We start from the raw sequence: 2,535 nt of genomic DNA on the forward strand, positions 1-2,535 counted from the left end.
GGTGGCCGCGAGCTTGGCGTCCGGCGCGGCGGCCTGCAGGCAGTCGCGCGCCGCGTCGAAGAGGGAGGCCATGCCGGCGGTTCCGCGTCGCCCCGTCCCGCGCCTCAGGAGGCGCGGCGCTGGCGCTTGGCTTCGTCCGATCGCAGGTGCTTGATGCGCTCGAAGTAGTCTTCCGCGGTGCCGGTGACGTACTCGCCGTTGAAGCAGGACGAGTCGAACTGCGCGATCCGCTGCTTGGGACCGGACACGGCCTCCTTCAGGTCCTCCAGGTCCTGGTAGATCAGCCAGTCACAGCCCAGGATCGCCTCGACTTCCTTCTCGTCGCGGTTGTAGGCGATCAGCTCCTCGCGCGTGGGCATGTCGATGCCGTAGATGTTGGGATGGCGCACCGGCGGCGCGGCCGAGGCCAGGTAGACCTTGCGCGCGCCGGCCTCGCGGGCCATCTGCACGATCTGCTGCGAGGTGGTGCCGCGGACGATGGAGTCGTCGACCAGCAGGACCACGCGGTTGCGGAACTCCAGCGGGATGGGATTGAGCTTGCGGCGCACCGACTTCGCCCGCTCGCCCTGCCCCGGCATGATGAAGGTGCGGCCGACGTAGCGGTTCTTGATGAAGCCCTCGCGGTACTTCACGCCCAGCACGTTGGCGACCTCCAGGGCCGCGTCGCGCGAGGAATCGGGGATCGGGATCACGGTGTCGATGTCGTGGTCCGGACGCAGGCGCAGGATCTTCTCGCCCAGCTTCTGGCCCATGCGCATGCGCGCCTTGTGCACCGACACGTCGTCCATCATCGAGTCGGGCCGCGCGAAGTAGACGTACTCGAAGATGCACGGCGTGTGCGGCCGCGGCTCGGCGCAGGCGCGCTCGTGCAGCTCGCCCTCGCCGGTGATGACGATGCCCTCGCCCGGGCGCACGTCGCGCACGCGCTGGAAGCCGGTCAGGTCGAGCGCGACCGACTCGCTGGCCACCGCGTATTCGTCGCGGCCGTCACGGGTGCGCTTGCCCAGCACCAACGGGCGGATGCCGTTGGGATCGCGGAACGCGACCAGCCCCAGGCCCAGCACCGCGGCCACGACCGCGTAGCCGCCCTCGCAGCGCCGGTGCACGCCTTCGATGGCGGTGAAGACGGTCTCGGGCGTCAGGCCCTTGCGCGTGTCCAGCTCGTGCGCGAACACGTTGAGCAGCACCTCGGAGTCGGACTCGGTGTTGACGTTGCGGCGGTCCTCGGCGAAGACCTCGTCGCGCAGGGCCTCGGTGTTGATGAGGTTGCCGTTGTGCGCCAGCACGATGCCGTAGGGCGAATTGACGTAGAACGGCTGTGCCTCGTCGTGGCCCTCGCTGCCCGCGGTCGGGTACCGGCAATGGCCGATGCCCAGGTTGCCCTGCAGCAACTGCATCGAGGCCTGGTCGAAGACATCGCGCACCAGGCCGTTGCCCTTGTGCACGCGCAGGCGCGTGCCCTTGGCGGTGGCGATGCCGGCCGCATCCTGGCCCCGGTGCTGGAGGACCGTGAGGCCGTCGTACAACTGCGCTGCGACGTCGTTATGGCCGACGATACCGATAATGCCGCACATCGTTATGGATCCTGGGGTTGTTCATCCGCGGCCGTGGCCGCCGGTGGCAACGGCGCGGGAAGCGCCGTGCCGGGTTCGTTGTCCTGCATCGACGGCCCCTGCAGCTCCTGCAATCCCTGCAGGACCGGGGCCACGCCACTGAAATCGATCTCCTGCGATGCCCAGTCCGGCAGCCAGGCGCGCAGCCACTGCGCTCCCGGCAGCACCAGCGGCACCAACCGCGACGCGCGCCATTCCGGCTCCCGCGGCATCGAGGTGAAGCCCAGCAGCAGCACCAGCACGCAGGCGACGAAAGCGCCGCGGACCAGGCCGAAGACGAGCCCGAGGGTGCGATCAAGGCCCGACAGTCCGACCGAGTGCAACAGCTTGCGGACCAGCCAGCCGACCAGGCCGACCACGATCATCACGCCCAGGAAGCTCAGCGCATAGCCGGCGAACAACTGCCCGGTCCCCGGCGCGGCGCCTCCGGCGAGCAGGGTCGCCACGTCGCCGCCGAAACGGAATGCCGCCCAGCCGCCCAGCAGCCAGGCCGCCAGCGACGCGATGACGCCGACCAGGCCGCGCATCGCGCCGAACAGGGCCGATATCAGCAGGATCGCCAGCAGGACCCAGTCGATGGCCGTCATGCCTTGCCCGCCTCGTCCGCGCCTGTCCCCCGGAGCGATGCCATCAGGGGTGCGTTTGCACGATGCCGCTGATGCCCAGGCGCGCGGCCAGCTGGGCCTTGAGCGCCTCGGCCTCGGCGCGGTCGGCGACCGGCCCGACGCGCACGCGGCTCAGGGTGCCCTTGTCGGTATCGACCGATTCGATGAAGGCGCTGAAGCCCGCGGCCCGCGCCCGGTCGCGCAGCTTGGCCGCTTCCTCGGCCTGGCTGAAGGCCGCCAGCTGTACCGCGAACCCCACGGTGGGCGCGGAAGGCGCTGGCCTGGGCGGCTCCGGCTTGTTGGGCGGTGGCGCGGGC

3 protein-coding genes are annotated in these 2,535 nt (G+C 70.4%); all 3 read right to left on the bottom strand.

Going from position 1 to position 2,535, the window contains the following annotated elements; translation table 11 throughout:
* Positions 1–104 precede the first annotated feature (104 nt).
* Positions 105–1,574, bottom strand: a complete 1,470-nt coding sequence (gene purF, locus FKV25_RS14320; protein ID WP_141519471.1) for an amidophosphoribosyltransferase — start codon at positions 1,572–1,574, stop codon at positions 105–107.
* 2 nt (positions 1,575–1,576) lie between these two features.
* Positions 1,577–2,200, bottom strand: a complete 624-nt coding sequence (locus tag FKV25_RS14325) for a CvpA family protein (RefSeq protein ID WP_141519472.1) — start codon at positions 2,198–2,200, stop codon at positions 1,577–1,579.
* 43 nt (positions 2,201–2,243) lie between these two features.
* On the bottom strand, positions 2,244–2,535 hold a 292-nt coding region (locus tag FKV25_RS14330), incomplete at its 5' end, for an SPOR domain-containing protein (RefSeq protein WP_211345453.1).

Origin of the sequence: Marilutibacter aestuarii, from assembly GCF_006546775.1 — a bacterium.
Lineage (GTDB): Bacteria > Pseudomonadota > Gammaproteobacteria > Xanthomonadales > Xanthomonadaceae > Marilutibacter > Marilutibacter aestuarii.

Excerpts from the sequence above, each read along its gene's own strand:
- purF (WP_141519471.1), bottom strand. The coding sequence starts at position 1,574 with ATGTGCGGCATTATCGGTATCGTCGGCCATAACGACGTCGCAGCGCAG.
- FKV25_RS14325 (WP_141519472.1), bottom strand. The coding sequence starts at position 2,200 with ATGACGGCCATCGACTGGGTCCTGCTGGCGATCCTGCTGATATCGGCC.